Consider the following 14,706-nt stretch of genomic DNA (forward strand, 5'->3'; position numbering starts at 1 on the left):
AAGATTTCTGGTGGCGATACCGGAGGGGGTACACCTGTTCCCATCCCGAACACAGCAGTTAAGCCCTTCAGGGCCGATGGTACTTGGGACGCAAGTCCCTGGGAGAGTAGGTCGTCGCCAGAGTGATTTTAAAGAAAGCCTAGCAGTTAGGATAAACTGCTGGGCTTTTGTTTTTGCGTGAGGGTAAGTCCAGGGAAGAAAAGAGTCATTGGCTGTCTCGGTCAGGCTCTCGGCTTGACTAGTACAAATATGACAGTTTCTCTAAGCTGCTTTACAGAGAATATAAAGGGTTTAAGAAGAGGGATAAGAGGCTAATGGCTAATAACTAATAGCCTGACCCAAAAGAAATACTCAGAAAGGATATAAGCTAACAACATGGAAATAATATGTAAAATAAGTAGTGTCATGTATAAAGGAGTATTCATATGCAGTCGATGAATTTTTTAGCAGTATCTGTAGCTCAGGAACTGAATTTAAATCAATTTGCTAAGCATTTCGGTATTGAAAAGAAATTCAAGTGGGAAGATACCTTAATTCTTAAGGAACATCAATTAAAAGGTATTTTTAATGATCATCATAATAAGACAGCCTATCTATTTCATTTTGGTTGTTTAGTGGGCATGAATTGCACTAAACATGATCTTTCCGATTTATACAATTATATAAGCAAAATAGATACCTCTTTAGCTAACAATATAAATCATTTTAAATACAACGACTCCTATTTGGTAGAAATTAATAGTGATAGAGAATTAGAAGTGCATCATAACTTTATGGTAGCTCCCAGACTCTTGGAACATTATCCACAAATGATAGCTATTGTTTTAGCAAGGTCGGTAGCTTTGGATAGAATTGAGGAAAATATTGAAAAAGTATCAGATGAAATAGAAAAAATTATTGATTATTTGGATCATGGTAAATTAAATATTGGCGACGATAAGCTGGCTAAACTATCCGCTCAAGTTCTTCGCTATAAGTACAACACCATTTCCTATGTAATGGTATTGGATAAACCAGATATTACTTGGTATAAAGAGGATGCTGAGATTTTATTTATGCAGCTTGCAGAGCTTTTTGAGTTACAAGAAAGGTATGAAAATTTACGCCATAAGACAGAGACAATCATGGATATTACGGAAGTATTTACCATACTTACCCATGCTAAAAGAGGTACAAGATTAGAATGGATGATTATAATTTTAATAGCCTTTGAAATTATTATCTCCTTGGTTGAGAAACTATTTTAAGATTTTCTAAGATAAGCCAGACAGGAATTTATTAACAACCAATAGAAATAATGGTCATTTAAAACTAAGTGAGGTATTTTATAATGACTTTTGAAACTAACTATTACAAGCTTTTAAGTTCTCTTAGTTTAGCTATGGATTTTGGTTCTCAGGGACTGATGCGTCATCATCAGAGAGTTGCTTTAATTGCATTGCAAATAGGTAAACTTTATGGGCTAAACCAGGACCAATTGAAAAGACTTTTTACTGCTGCCATTTTACATGACGCTGGCTCCAATACCTGGATGGAAAAGCAACAGTTAATGGATTTTAATACAACCAAGACCCTTGACCATTGTAAAAAAGGCTATCAATTATTTTATCAACATCCATTATTTCATAATATTTCGGATATCATATTGTATCATCATGATAGATGGGATGGCCTTTGTAATAGTTCAGGCAGGTCAAAAAGTGAAATTCCTATTGAAAGTCGTATTATCCACCTAGCGGATCGAATTGATGTATTAGTGCGAGATAATGTCTATATCCTAGATCAAAGGAAACAAATCTGCCATACTATTAATGCCGAAAGCAAAAAGTTATTAGATCCTTACTTGATAGAAGCCTTTAATGACTTGAGTGAAAGAGAATGTTTCTGGTTGGATCTTCATTCAGAATTCATTGACGATGTGCTGGCCCATCATTGCCCGGTAATTACTAAACAGTTAGAAGTACTAGGGGTAATGCCTATAGCACAAACCATGGCTAAGATTATTGACTTTAAAAGCCCCTTTACCAGGAAACATTCTGTGGGTGTAGCTGAGGTTTGCCATTTCTTGGCACAAAAAGCTGGTTTTACATCAGATCACTGTGATATTTTAAAGGTGTCAGGTTTGTTACACGATCTAGGTAAGCTGGGTATACCTGACACAATTCTTGATAAACCAGGAAAATTAACTTCCAGTGAATTCGATATTATGAAGAGGCATACTTATTACACCTATCACATCCTCAAAATGATAGACGGTTTTGAAACAATTAATCACTATGCTTCTTGCCATCATGAAAAATTAAACGGTAGAGGCTATCCTTTTAAGCTAGATGGGAGAGAAATAAAAACAGGCGCAAGGATCGTAGCTGTAGCCGATATATTTATCGCTCTGACAGAAAATCGACCTTATAGAAAGGCGATGGAGAAGAAGCAGGTAGTTGAAATTATAGAGAATCAAGCAAAATCCGGCGTAATTGATAAAGAGCTATCAATACTTTTACTAACTAACTATGAAGAAGCTCTATGGCTAGACAATACTGTTCATAACAAATGAAAAAATCCTCTACCAAGGTAAAATCTATTGGTAGGGGATTTTTAAAACTATTTCTCAAAAGTATATTAAATAGTAAATAAATGGAAATCAAAGCTAGAGTACACAAATAAGAATATATCTAACCAAAAGACAATTATTGGAATTTAATAACCCCAAATGGAATATTATGGTATTTGGTTACATGTGTTACACTATCATTGACGCTAGCTTGGCGGCGTTCAGGAGGTGAACTGCTATGAAGTTTGTCAACCTGAACAAACTAGGTAAGTGGTTAGTCACGATGACGGTAATATTGTCTTTTATGTTTGGCAGCCTGGTAGAGAATAAATTTCAGGTGGTGCAAAACGTTCAAGGAGCGGTGGAAAATATACATACCGCTACATTACCGTCCGGCAACAAAATTAAAGAAAGGTTTGATGCCTACTACAAAGAAGCAGAAAAAACTTATAATGCGATTAAAATTGGTACAGTTATTAGCATGGCCATTCTTATAAGTTCGCTACCCAAACAAAAAAACCGTGGGCCGTGAAGAGGAGGATAAGCTTGCCCACTTAAAAAAGTTTAAATCCTTTCTTGACAAACAAAAGTCTCCTGTGTAAAATCATTACATGACAAAGTACATCAAGAAACCCTGAGAAGGGGAAAAGTAATTTGGGTCTTATCTTGCAGAGAGCTGGTGATAGGTGCGAACCAGTAGATAACACAAATGAATTCCTCCCCAGAGGGGATCTGCCGAAACACAGCGAGATAAAGAAAAAGTTGTGCATTAGGTGGATACGGGAAGATACCCGTTATAACAATTGAGTGGATTAGAAGGAATTTTTTTCTGATCAACAAGGGTGGCAACGCGGGAGAATACCTCTCGTCCCTATCGGACTGATCATCCGTTAGGGGCGGGAGGTTTTTATATTTTCCACCCCGGCGGGCAAAAAAATTTTGGAGGGATTACAGATGATGAAAGACAAAAAGTATCTCTTGATTCCGGGCCCCACACCAGTTCCGCCTCGGGTGGTAGAAGCCATGTCCCGACCCATCATTGGGCATCGTAGTGCAGAGTTTCAAACGGTGATGGAAAGGGTTACTGGTAAATTAAAAAAGGTATTTCAGACCGAAAATCATGTTTTCATTCAGGGTAGTTCCGGTACTGGTGCGTTGGAAGCAGCAGTAGTCAACTTGGTGAATACCGGGGATAAAGTATTGGCCCTGTCTTGCGGTAAATTTGGGGAACGTTTTGCGGAGTTAGCCCGCATTTACGGCGGAGAAGTAGATTTTGTAGATTTTGGCTGGGGTTATGATATCGACCTAAATGTAGTTAAGAAAAAATTAGAGGCAGATCCAGCCATTAAAGTTGTGTTTGCCACTCAGAATGAGACATCCACCGGCATTCAAAATGATATTGAAGGATTGGGTAAATTAGTAGCTCAGCATGACGCGGTGCTGGTTGTGGATGCTGTCAGTGGGTTAGCAGCTATCGATTTAAAAACTGATGAATGGCATGTAGACGTGGTAGTCAGTGGTTCTCAAAAGGCCTTCATGTTGCCGCCGGGTCTCGCTTTCATTAGCGTAAGCGAAAAGGCCTGGAAAAAAATTGAGCAAAATACCACTCCCAAATATTATTTTGATCTGCTCAAGGCGAAAAAAAATATAGCCAAATGGAATACCACCTATACCACTCCTGTTTCTATGGTCTTTGGTTTAGAAGCAGCTTTGGACATGATTCTGGAAGAAGGTTTAGAAAATGTATTTGCCCGTCATAAGTTGCTGGCAAAAGCAACCCGGGCCGCTATTCAAGGTTTAGGATTAGAACTTTTAGCTCCGGATGAATGTGCCTCCATGGCGGTTACCGCAGTGCAAGCGCCTATGGTAGTGGATGCCGATACCCTAAGAAAGGTATTACTCAGGGATTATGGAGTTACCTTTGCTGGTGGTCAAGATGCTATGAAGGGCAAAATATTCCGCATTGCCCATATGGGATATGCAGATAAGTTTGATGTAATTACAGCTATCGCTGCACTGGAAATGGCTCTGGGTAAAGTAGGCTACAAGGCAGAGCTAGGTGCAGGCGTAAGAGAAGCTCAAATGGTATTTGTAGGAGGGGAACACGCATAATGAAAGTATTGGTAATGGATGGAGTAGCAGAAGAAGGTCTGGCGCCCTTACGTCGTCAGCAAGATATAGAAGTGGTTATTGGTGAGAAGATGACCGAGGATCAACTGGTAGAAATCATTGGCGAATACGATGCTCTGATTGTTCGTAGTGCCACCAAGGTTACTCCCAAGGTGGTGGAGGCAGCCCAAAAGTTAAAGGTAGTTGGCCGGGCTGGTGTGGGTGTAGATAACATCGACCGCAATGCTTGCACGAATAAAGGTATTGTGGTGGTCAACGCCCCGGATGGTAACACCATTGCCGCCGCAGAACTTACCATGGCCATGATGCTCGGTCTGGCCAGAAAAGTACCGGCAGCCTGCAATAAGTTAAAGAATGGGTGCTGGGATAAAAAAGCCTTTCTGGGGGTTGAGTTAAGAGGCAAAACCTTGGGCGTGATCGGACTTGGTCGTATCGGATCGGCTGTGGCCAAACGGGCTCAGGCGATGGAAATGAAAATCATCGCCTTCGATCCCTATATTTCCGAAGAACATGCTAAGAAAATGGCAGTAGAAATTGTTACCCTCCCAGAATTATTTAAAAGGTCGGATTTCATCACTATTCATATGCCCAAAACCAAAGAAACCTACCATATGATTAACAAAGAAGCCTTGGCAATCATGAAGGATGGCGTACGCATTATTAACTGTGCCCGGGGTGGTATTGTAGATGAAGCAGCTCTTTACGAATATATGGTATCTGGTAAAGTGGCTGGAGCAGCACTGGACGTCTTTGAAACAGAACCTTGCACAGAAAGCCCTTTGATTCGGCTGGATAACTTTATTGCCACCCCTCACCTCGGTGCATCCACGTTGGAAGCCCAAATTAACGTAGCCGTTGATGTGGCAGAAGAAATTGTGGCAGCCTTGCGGGGAGATCTAGTGAAAAACGCAGTGAATATGCCCTCCATGAGTCCCAAACTTTTAGCAAAAATTCGCCCCTTCCTGGATCTGGCCGAAAAGCTGGGCAAGTTCCAAGCCCAGATGCTGAACGGACGGATAGAGAAGGTTGAAGTTGTCTATAGTGGCGAATTAGCTAGATACGATGTAAACCCCATCACTACGATCTTACTGAAGGGCCTCTTGGATCCCATCCTGCAAGAAAATGTAAACTTTGTCAATGCCACCTTAGTAGCCCGTAATCGAGGCATTACAGTGGTACAAACAACCACTGAAAATGGTGAAGACTACAATAATCTGATTACTGTTAATGTTTACACGGACAAAGGCAGAAGGATGTTAGCTGGCACTCTATTCCAGGGTAATGATATGAGAATTGTTAACATCGATGGTTTCCGGATTAACGCAGCCACTGTAGGACATATGTTAGTGGTGCCCCACACTGATAAACCGGGTATTGTAGGGAAAGTAGGTACCGTTGTGGGGGACAAAGAAATTAACATCGGCGGCATGCAGGTGGGTCGTATTGAACTGGGTGGTACAGCTATCATGGTAATGATGGTAGATAATATTGTTCCCCAGTGTGCACTGGAGGAACTGGCTAAGATAGATGGAGTATTGGAAGTGAAAATGGTAAGCCTATAAGAGATGGCATATGAAGAGGTTAGCGATGAGATTTTAATGAGTCTCACCCTAGCCTCTTACCCTTATAAAGGAAAAATGCTAAGAAGCTGGTAACCCCTGGTTTTACAAAGATGTAAATAGTGTAGTATAATACTAAAGGTAAATTTTGTACTATTATAACAGTTGTACTATTTTTTATACTAATTTACTAGCAATATGGGGGTACTCGTATGTTGGATATAAAATTTGTTCGCAGTAATCCTGAGTTGGTTTTAGAAGGATTAAAAAAACGTGGTTCAGGCCTATCCTTGGATGAATTTTTAAAGTTGGAAGAAAGCCGTCGGGAAAAACTAGTGGTCGTGGAACAACTGAAAAACACTCGTAATGTGGTTTCCCAAGAAATCGGCAAACTAAAAAAAGCCGGACAGGATGCAGAGCAAAAGCAACTGGAAATGAGACAGGCTTCCCAGCAAATCAAGGATATGGATGATGAAATCCGGGTAATCGAAGAGAAATTGGAACAGATTCTGTTGGCTATTCCGAATCTTCCCCATGAATCTGTACCCGTGGGTAAGGATGAACACGATAATGTAGAAATTCGCCGGTGGGGCAAACCCCGTGAATTCAACTTCTCAGCCAAGCCGCATTGGGATCTAGGTGAAGAACTTAATATTTTAGATTTTGAACGGGGCGGTAAGGTTACTGGCGCCCGGTTCTCCTTCTACAAAGGGTTGGGAGCCAGATTAGAACGGGCATTGTTTAACTTTATGTTGGATTTACATACCCGTGAACATGGCTATACCGAAGTATTTCCGCCCTTTATTGTCAATGCCGATAGCATGGTAGGAACTGGCCAACTGCCTAAATTTGCCGAAGATATGTTTAAGTTGGAAGGACTTAATTATTATCTTATTCCTACGGCCGAAGTGCCGGTAACCAACCTATACCGGGAAGAAATTTTACCTGTTGAACAACTGCCTATTTATCACTGTGCCTACAGTGCTTGTTTCCGGGCTGAAGCCGGGGCTGCCGGACGGGATACTCGGGGACTGATTCGTCAACATCAATTTAACAAGGTAGAGCTAGTAAAATTTTCTAAACCAGAGGAATCCTTTGATGAACTGGAACGGCTAACTGAAAATGCAGAAAAGGTTCTGCAAGCTTTAGGGTTACCTTATAGGACCATACTGCTTTGCAGTGGAGATATGGGTTTTTCTTCTGCGAAGACCTACGATATAGAAGTATGGTTGCCCAGTTACAATGCCTATAAAGAAATCTCCTCCTGTAGTAACTTCCTGGACTTCCAGGCCAGACGTGCCAATATTAGGTATCGTCCGGCGGCTAAGGCAAAACCGGAATTTGTTCATACCTTAAATGGTTCCGGAGTTGCCATTGGTAGAGCATTGTCGGCCATCTTAGAAAATTATCAAGAAGCCGATGGCAGTATTACAGTACCGCCAGTGTTGGTGCCTTATATGGGTGGAGTGGAAAGAATAACTCTGTAATACCACGAATAGATACTCATAATCGAATTGACAACAGGATATGGCTATGATATACTCTATCTTGCTTGGGAAATTGAGATGTCCCAACGCTATACTCCTTCGAGTATGGAGGGATGTCCGAGCGGTTGAAGGAGGCGGTCTTGAAAACCGTTGAACTCTTGCGGGTTCCGTGGGTTCGAATCCCACTCCCTCCGCCAAGTAAGATAGATCTACGGAGAGCTGGCCGAGTTGGCTGAAGGCGCTCGCCTGCTAAGCGAGTATACGGGGTTAACCTGTATCGAGGGTTCGAATCCCTCGCTCTCCGCCAAAATAAAAACCGTTAGCGTAAAGCTAACGGTTTTTTAGTTCCTCCATTTTTTGTGTTAACAATTGAATTACTTGTAAGTAATGGATGGACCCTCTCATACACCCATTTTCATCTACCACAGGTAGAGCGGAGAGTTTTTTTGTAAGCATTTTATTGGCCACAGAGGTAATATTTTCTCCGAACCGAACATATTCCTCAGGCGCATAAACACGATCTTTTTTTACTTCTCGTATCGTTTCTAAATCTCGGTCACACTCTTGGGATTCACAATAGCTTTTAAAGCCCCGTAAAAAAGAATCCATGGTGATAAAACCGATTGGTTTACCATCTGGTGATACATCAGAAATAATGTAATCCTCTGTTAGTTGTCGGTATACCTCGGCATTATATAAGGGTATTTGCCCTTTTTCATTAGCAACTAATTTTACGCCATCTGTGCCCGGCGTAATTTCCTTTTCTGATATGCCCACATCAATTTGTAGCTGATCCTTATTAAATAGTAAGCGAAAACTAGACTGAAAAATCATCACCAAACAAATGATGGAGAAAACCATTACACAAAGAAGTATTTTAAACATAGAATCATGTATCACATTGATTAGCTGGATTATATGATCAGGCGATATCTGTAGGTTGTTAAGGTTATAATCCAGTTGATAGATAGGCAGATGAATAGTCGTGTAAAAGAAGCCATAGATAAATAATAAAATACAAAGTACAGACAAAAATGCCATGGTAGAATTATCCGGTTTTTTAAGATTCAATTACTTTCCCCCACAGTCAGCAAATAAATTTTTCTCTAACAATTAATAACAGTTGATTTTAGTGTAACATTTGTTATATAATAAACTTCGCGGCAGGGATAACTTGTTGCGTTAAAGTTGTTTACTGCAGTATATGCTTACCAGCAGAATATGTGCCCGTGGCTCAATTGGATAGAGCACCTGACTACGGATCAGGAGGTTAGGGGTTCGAGTCCCTTCGGGCACGCCATTTAATTATTGACTTTTGGTATAAACTGTGATATTATTCTCATTGCTTTGAATATGTGCCTGTGGCTCAATTGGATAGAGCACCTGACTACGGATCAGGAGGTTAGGGGTTCGAGTCCCTTCAGGCACGCCACAAAAAAGTTGTTAGTTCTAAATAGAAAAATTTGGGGCTGACAACTTCTTTATATGCGCCCGTAGCTCAGGTGGATAGAGCAACGGTTTCCTAAACCGTGTGCCGGTGGTTCGAGTCCTCCCGGGCGCACCATTTGAAATCAAGCACTGCAAGGGATTGCAGTGCTTTTCTGTGTGCTGGACCGATAAAGTTAGGAGTACCCTGTTTAAACCAAGTAGGCTGATGGCTAAAAAGTGGGTGTCGCATATTTCTTTGCGACACCCACTTTGCCTTTTCTGGCTTAGCTATGAATTTTTTATGGCCAGCTCCCGGTGATATTCTTGCAAAGCTTTCAACGGAGCCTGGTGGAAACTATTATCGATATAGGAAGCAATCCCCTTGGCACTGGCTATTGCGGCCGCTACGGTGGTAATATAGGGCACCTTATATTTAATAGCTGCCTTGCGGATATAGGAGTCATCATCTTGACCCCGTTTGCCAAAGGGGGTATTAATTACCAGATGAATTTCATGGTTGGTAATGCCATCCACTATATTAGGACGACCTTGATGTATTTTATTAATCTCCTGGGAATCAACGCCATGTTCCTTTAGAAAACGATGAGTTCCTTCGGTGGCCTTAATTATGAAACCGAGTTGGGCAAAGATTCTAGCCGCTTCCAAGGCGGTAGCCTTATCTTGGTCTGTAACACTTATTAGAACAGTGCCAGAGGTGGGCAGGGGCAGTTGGGTTGCTTCCTGGGCTTTGTAGTATGCCAGACCAAAGGAATCGGCAATGCCTAATACTTCACCGGTTGAGCGCATTTCTGGCCCCAGCACCGGATCTACCTCTGGAAACATGTTAAAGGGGAAGACCGATTCTTTTACGCCAAAGTGAGTAATATTTATGGGGCTGAGGTTATTGACCGGGGAGGTGCCACCGGTTTCTCTGGCTAGCATTATTTCCGTGGCCAGGCGGGCCATGGAAACATTACAAACCTTGGATACCAAAGGAACAGTACGGGAAGCCCGGGGGTTGGCTTCCAAAACGTAAACACGATCATCGGCAATGGCATACTGCATATTCATCAACCCCACTACCTTTAGCTCTTGGGCAATCTTCTTAGTATATTCCTCAATGGTCTTAATATGTTTGGCCGGAATACTGGTGGGAGGAATTACGCAGGCTGAATCCCCGGAGTGAATACCGGCCAATTCAATATGCTCCATGACCGTTGGGACAAAGGCATCGTTACCATCGGCGATGGCGTCTGCTTCGGCTTCAATGGCATCCTTAAGGAAGCGGTCGATTAAAATCGGCCTTTCCGGGGTAACCCCAATGGCCTTGGCCATAAACCGGCGCAGCATTTCCTCGTCGTGGACAACTTCCATACCACGGCCACCCAAAACATAGGAGGGACGCACCATCAAAGGATACCCAAGACGGTTGGCGATGGCTAGGGCATCCTCCAAAGTCACTGCCATAGCTGCCGCAGGCATGGGGATAGCCAGTTTTTCCATGATCTTACGGAACTGGTCGCGGTCTTCTGCCAGATCAATGGTTGCTGGTGAGGTGCCAAGGATTTTTACCCCGGCTTTGGCTAATTCACCGGCAATGTTCAAGGGTGTTTGGCCGCCAAACTGCACGATTACACCCAGTGGTTTTTCCTTTTCATAGATACTCAAAACATCTTCCGTCGTCAGGGGTTCAAAATACAGTTTATCCGAAGTGTCATAATCGGTGGAAACCGTTTCCGGGTTGCAGTTGACCATGACGGTTTCATAGCCTAAATCCCGTAAGGCAAAGGCGGCATGGACACAACAGTAGTCAAATTCAATTCCCTGGCCAATGCGGTTGGGGCCGCCACCCAAAATCATGACCTTTTGCCGATCGGTGTAGGTGGTTTGGTTGGGGGCGTTGTAAGTGGAATAATAATAGAAGGCATTTTCCACACCGCTTACCGGAACGGCTTCCCAGCCTTGCACAATACCTAAAGCAGTTCTGCGCTGACGGATTTCTGCCTCCGGTAGATGTAACAGCAGGGCTAAATAACGATCCGCAAAACCGTCCCTTTTCGCTTGAGCCAGCAGTTGGTCAGGAAGTTGTCCGTCTTTATACTGCAGGATTTCTTCCTCCAGCAGGACCAGTTCCTTCATTTGCTGGATAAACCAGGGTTTGATGCGGGTTAGCCTATAGAGGTGTTCAATATCGGCACCTTTGCGTAAGGCTTCATACATGATAAATTGCCGTTCGCTGGAGGGTTCGGACAGCAGGGCGAGCAATTCCTCCAAGGAACGCTGATTAAAATCCTGGGCGAAGCCCAAGCCGTAACGATTAATTTCCAGGGAGCGAATAGCCTTTTGAAAGGCCTCTTTATAGTTCTTACCGATGCTCATTACTTCACCAACAGCTCGCATCTGGGTGCCCAGCTTGTCTTCTGAACCGGGGAATTTTTCAAAGGCCCAGCGAGGGAATTTGATGACTACATAATCACCGGAGGGAGTGTATTTATCAAGGGTACCTTCCCGCCAATAAGGGAGTTCGTCCAGGGTTAGGCCCACCGCCAGCATGGCAGATATTAAAGCAATAGGGAAGCCGGTGGCCTTAGAAGCTAAGGCTGAGGAACGGGAGGTGCGTGGGTTAATTTCGATAATCACAACTCGGCCGGTTTTTGGATCGTGGGCAAACTGAACGTTGGTGCCGCCAATGACCTCGATGGCTTCTACAATGGCATAGGCATATTTTTGCAAACGTAGCTGCAGCTCCTGGCTAATGGTGAGCATCGGGGCGGAGCAAAAGGAATCGCCGGTGTGGACACCCATGGCATCAATATTCTCAATGAAGCAAATGGTGAGAAACTGGTTTTTGGCATCCCGCACAACTTCTACTTCTAATTCTTCCCAGCCCAGTACCGATTCCTCTACCAGAATTTGGCCCACCATACTGGCAGCAATGCCACGATTGGCAATGGTTCTTAATTCTTCAACATTATAGACCAGGCCGCCACCGGTGCCGCCCATGGTATAGGCGGGGCGAATAACTACGGGATAGCCCAACTCTTGGGCAATTTTTTCAGCTTCCTCAACACTGTAGGCAGGCTTGCTAAGGGGCATTTCAATACCCAACGTAGCCATGGTCTCCTTAAAGGCAATGCGATCCTCGCCACGTTCAATGGCATCCACCTGTACCCCAATTACTTTAACCGAGTACTCTTCTAAAACACCGGCCTTATGCAGTTCGGAACACAGGTTAAGAGCCGATTGTCCGCCCAAATTTGGCAACAGGGCGTCTGGCCTCTCCTTGGCAATAATATCTGTCAAGCTTTTCACGTTTAGTGGTTCTATATAGGTTGCGTCGGCAGTTTCTGGGTCTGTCATAATGGTGGCCGGGTTTGAATTGACCAATACAACCTGGTAACCCAATTGACGTAAAGCCTTGCAGGCCTGGGTTCCAGAATAGTCAAATTCACAGGCTTGTCCGATCACAATCGGACCGGAACCGATAATCAGTATCTTATGAATGTCATTTCTTCTTGGCATACGTTCCCTCCCGCTTAGTTTAGAGAAGATATTATTCTTGCGTGATGATGGTTTCTAGATGAATTATACCAAAAAAAAGTAAAGATATAAGTTGTTATGCAAAAGTATACATGAGACATCCTGGCAATGTTAAACTATGCAACAGTTGTTGAGAATTAATCTGACTTGTGTTATAATAACCTTTGCTTATGGCTGGTGCATTATATCGTAAGGGGTTATGCCATTGTCCCATGCTTCTTACATGCGGGAAGCGTTGATCGAAGCCCGTAAGGCTTATGAAAAAGGGGAAGTACCCATTGGCTGTGTGGTGGTGGTGGAGGGCCAAATTCTTGGCCGTGGCCACGATCTTAGGGAAAGCCTCTGCGATGCTTCCGCTCATGCCGAGATATTGGCTCTGCGCGAAGCAGCTAAGAACCTCGGTGACTGGCGGCTAAACCAGGCCACCCTCTATGTGACAGTGGAACCCTGTGCCATGTGTGCCGGGGCAATTGTTCAGTTTCGGGTAAATAGGTTAGTCTATGGTGCACCTAACGCCAAATCCGGTTCCATCGATACCATTTTGGATATTGTTCACCAGTCTAGGTTTAACCATCGGGTAGAAGTAATCGCTGGTATCCTGGAGGATGAGTGTAAAGAGATTATCCGGCAGTTTTTTAAAGAATTACGAAATAAATAATAAGGAGAGTTGGCCGAGCTGGTCGAAGGCGCTCGACTCGAAATCGAGTAGACTGTGATGAGCGGTCTCTAGGGTTCGAATCCCTAACTCTCCGCCAAATAAAACCAGTAAAATCAATGCCTGACAAGTAAGGGCATTGATTTTACTGGTTTTTTCGAGGGATTTTTTTAAATATAATCGAGCCCCTCAACTTTCAAAAAATCGAGTACCTTGCAAATGCCTTCAAAAGAAAATTTTTTGGAGGTGTCGAGATTGGGAACGGTTAGGTTTATGAAGACCAAAGAAAAGGAAATAACTTATCAAAAAATTTATAATGATTTTCATCGTAACAATGAAGTGAAGGTTTGTCTGTTCATACAATCAAATTCTATGAACAAAACCTAGTCCACCCTAAATGGAGGGGAAGTTGGGAGAGGTAAAGGGACTTGCTAAAACAAAAGTAAAAGAATGTTGTAGCATTCTTTTCCTGATAATGAAAATATCCCTGAGAGATTTCTAACTTTTAGTTATGTTATGATTAATTATCACAGAGGAGATTTTAAGTTGATTTTAAATCGGCTTAAAATTACTTATTGAAAGAAGGGCCACAATTATGAAAAAGAAATTAATGTTTACTGGGTTAGGGATACTGTTAATTTTTCTTCTATTACTTGGCACATATAAATTAATGAATTCTAGAACCTACCAATTATTTGGAGGTTTAACTTCACAGGTGAACATAAATCAAAAGGTGGTTGCTTTAACTTTTGATGATGGTCCAACTAAGAATGTTAATCAACTTATATCACTATTAGGTAAATACAATGCGAAGGCTACCTTTTTTTTAATTGGTGAAGAAATAGAGAAGTACCCAGATGGAGCAAAAAAAATTATAGAAGCAGGACATCAAATTGGAAATCACACTTATTCCCATAATAGAATGGTTTTCAAAACACCTTCCTATATTAAAGAAGAAATTGAAAAAACAGACCAATTAATTCGAAAGGCAGGATATCAAGGAGAAATTGATTTTCGCCCACCAAACGGAAAAAAACTTGTAGGTTTGCCATATTACCTAAAAAAACATAATAGAGATACTATAACTTGGAATATTGAACCAGATAGTTATTTTACTACTATATCTGAAAAAGTGAGTTATGTTAAAAATAACATTAAGCCAGGTTCAATTATTTTAATGCACCCAATGTATGATGACACTGGTCAAGAACTTCAGGCAATCGAAGAAGTTTTACAAACACTATCAAACGAAGGATATAAGTTTGTAACTGTTAATGAACTTCAAGATTTATAAAAAAACGATTATAATAAAACCCGCCATTTTTCATAGGCGAGTGGTTAAGGTTTGGGGTATAG

Annotated in this window: 10 protein-coding genes, 6 tRNA genes, 1 rRNA gene and 1 other annotated feature; of the genes, 15 read left to right on the forward strand and 2 right to left on the reverse strand. The window is 42.2% G+C overall.

Going from position 1 to position 14,706, the window contains the following annotated elements; all coding sequences use genetic code 11:
- The first annotated feature begins 6 nt into the window (after positions 1 to 6).
- From rrf to BUA78_RS07085, 9 genes are all read left to right on the forward strand, one after another.
- Positions 7 to 123 (forward strand): 5S ribosomal RNA (rrf, locus tag BUA78_RS07045).
- 302 nt (positions 124 to 425) lie between these two features.
- A complete protein-coding gene (locus BUA78_RS07050; RefSeq protein WP_072912494.1) occupies positions 426 to 1,247 on the forward strand; it encodes an RMD1 family protein in 822 nt (273 codons plus the stop codon).
- An 83-nt stretch (positions 1,248 to 1,330) separates the two neighbouring features.
- On the forward strand, positions 1,331 to 2,554 hold the full coding sequence (locus BUA78_RS07055) for an HD-GYP domain-containing protein (RefSeq protein ID WP_072912497.1): 1,224 nt from the start codon (positions 1,331 to 1,333) through the stop codon (positions 2,552 to 2,554).
- 235 nt (positions 2,555 to 2,789) lie between these two features.
- A complete protein-coding gene (locus BUA78_RS07060; protein WP_072912500.1) occupies positions 2,790 to 3,083 on the forward strand; it encodes a hypothetical protein in 294 nt (97 codons plus the stop codon).
- A gap of 95 nt (positions 3,084 to 3,178) precedes the next feature.
- Positions 3,179 to 3,427 (forward strand) — a binding site (T-box leader).
- Between the two features lie 78 nt (positions 3,428 to 3,505).
- Positions 3,506 to 4,663 (forward strand): pyridoxal-phosphate-dependent aminotransferase family protein, encoded by a 1,158-nt coding sequence (locus tag BUA78_RS07065; RefSeq protein WP_072912503.1) that lies wholly within the window; start codon positions 3,506 to 3,508, stop codon positions 4,661 to 4,663.
- Positions 4,663 to 6,243: a phosphoglycerate dehydrogenase gene (gene serA / locus BUA78_RS07070; RefSeq protein ID WP_175548985.1), complete on the forward strand. Its 1,581-nt coding sequence runs from the start codon at positions 4,663 to 4,665 to the stop codon at positions 6,241 to 6,243. Before BUA78_RS07065 ends, serA begins: the two co-directional genes overlap by 1 nt.
- 209 nt (positions 6,244 to 6,452) lie before the next feature.
- Complete coding sequence (gene serS / locus BUA78_RS07075; RefSeq protein ID WP_072912508.1) at positions 6,453 to 7,727, forward strand: serine--tRNA ligase; 1,275 nt, start codon at positions 6,453 to 6,455, stop codon at positions 7,725 to 7,727.
- A 107-nt stretch (positions 7,728 to 7,834) separates the two neighbouring features.
- Positions 7,835 to 7,924, forward strand: a tRNA-Ser gene (locus BUA78_RS07080).
- A 16-nt stretch (positions 7,925 to 7,940) separates the two neighbouring features.
- Positions 7,941 to 8,034 (forward strand) — tRNA-Ser (locus BUA78_RS07085).
- Between the two features lie 23 nt (positions 8,035 to 8,057).
- Here BUA78_RS07085 and BUA78_RS07090 read toward each other — a convergent pair.
- The gene (locus BUA78_RS07090) at positions 8,058 to 8,798 is read right to left on the reverse strand and encodes a CBS domain-containing protein (RefSeq protein ID WP_072912510.1); all 741 of its coding nucleotides are present in this window, start codon (positions 8,796 to 8,798) and stop codon (positions 8,058 to 8,060) included.
- A gap of 152 nt (positions 8,799 to 8,950) precedes the next feature.
- On the opposite strand from BUA78_RS07090, the gene BUA78_RS07095 reads away from it, so the two are divergent.
- The 3 genes from BUA78_RS07095 (at position 8,951) to BUA78_RS07105 (ending at position 9,291) form a co-directional block, all read left to right on the forward strand.
- Positions 8,951 to 9,027 (forward strand) — tRNA-Arg (locus BUA78_RS07095).
- Between the two features lie 55 nt (positions 9,028 to 9,082).
- A tRNA-Arg gene (locus BUA78_RS07100) sits at positions 9,083 to 9,159 on the forward strand.
- 55 nt (positions 9,160 to 9,214) lie between these two features.
- Positions 9,215 to 9,291: transfer RNA gene (locus tag BUA78_RS07105), tRNA-Arg, on the forward strand.
- Between the two features lie 152 nt (positions 9,292 to 9,443).
- Here BUA78_RS07105 and carB read toward each other — a convergent pair.
- Positions 9,444 to 12,677, reverse strand: coding sequence for a carbamoyl-phosphate synthase large subunit (gene carB / locus BUA78_RS07110; RefSeq protein WP_072912512.1), 3,234 nt, complete (start codon positions 12,675 to 12,677; stop codon positions 9,444 to 9,446).
- A 217-nt stretch (positions 12,678 to 12,894) separates the two neighbouring features.
- Here carB and tadA point away from each other — a divergent pair, with 217 nt between their 5' ends.
- The 3 genes from tadA (at position 12,895) to BUA78_RS07125 (ending at position 14,644) form a co-directional block, all read left to right on the forward strand.
- Positions 12,895 to 13,353, forward strand: a complete 459-nt coding sequence (gene tadA / locus BUA78_RS07115; protein WP_238456753.1) for a tRNA adenosine(34) deaminase TadA — start codon at positions 12,895 to 12,897, stop codon at positions 13,351 to 13,353.
- A gap of 3 nt (positions 13,354 to 13,356) precedes the next feature.
- Positions 13,357 to 13,450, forward strand: a tRNA-Ser gene (locus BUA78_RS07120).
- A 495-nt stretch (positions 13,451 to 13,945) separates the two neighbouring features.
- Positions 13,946 to 14,644, forward strand: coding sequence for a polysaccharide deacetylase family protein (locus tag BUA78_RS07125; protein ID WP_072912515.1), 699 nt, complete (start codon positions 13,946 to 13,948; stop codon positions 14,642 to 14,644).
- Positions 14,645 to 14,706 lie beyond the last annotated feature (62 nt).

It is taken from the genome of Desulforamulus aeronauticus DSM 10349, from assembly GCF_900142375.1.
Classification (GTDB): domain Bacteria; phylum Bacillota; class Desulfotomaculia; order Desulfotomaculales; family Desulfotomaculaceae; genus Desulfotomaculum; species Desulfotomaculum aeronauticum.